Source organism: Pantoea sp. E956-1 (assembly GCF_982223955.1).
Genome location: NZ_CEUYZP010000036.1, coordinates 1 through 554, shown reverse-complemented (window position 1 = coordinate 554; position 554 = coordinate 1). Strand labels below are relative to the sequence as shown.

The window sequence follows — 554 nt, the reverse complement described above, 5'->3', positions numbered from 1 at the left end:
ACCCAGGGTTCAGCGAGAACCCCTGCCACTCCGGCTTGTCGGAAATCAGCGGATAACACGCAACGCCATCGACAATCTCGCGCGCGCCCAAATGGATGTAAGGACTGTGAACCCGCAGATCGTGATTATAGCTGCGCAACCAGATCTGCAGAATTTCCGGCCGGGCCTGCAGAACGGTCATCGAGTCTTCCACGAACCCTGGACGGTAGAACTCCCAGTCGTCTTCGCAATGAAAGATATAGGGTGTGCTGACCTGCCCGTAGGCCAGGTCGATCGCTTCCAACTGGCCCAGCTTCGGACGATTGACGAAGATCGTGCAATGCTCTTTCCAGTGGGCAGGCAGAATCCCGGCAACGCCTTCGTCGCCGGCATCTTCGGTGATGAACACTTCACGAATGGGTGCCGTGTTGTACCGGTCGAAGCTATCGAGAGTGGCCTTGAGCAGATCGAGTCGACCGCAGCTGGTAACCACCAATGTAATCTGGCTTTCTTTGGAAAATTGCACCGAAATCTCGTTAATCAGAAGTCGCCAGCAATATCACTGGCTATATGAC

General features: G+C 54.9%; 1 protein-coding gene. It reads right to left on the bottom strand.

The annotated features are described in order from the left end of the window. The coding region (locus tag AC0T7J_RS25105) for a glycosyltransferase family 2 protein (protein ID WP_473798435.1) at positions 1–505 on the bottom strand (505 nt) is incomplete at its 3' end. Positions 506–554: the final 49 nt, after the last annotated feature.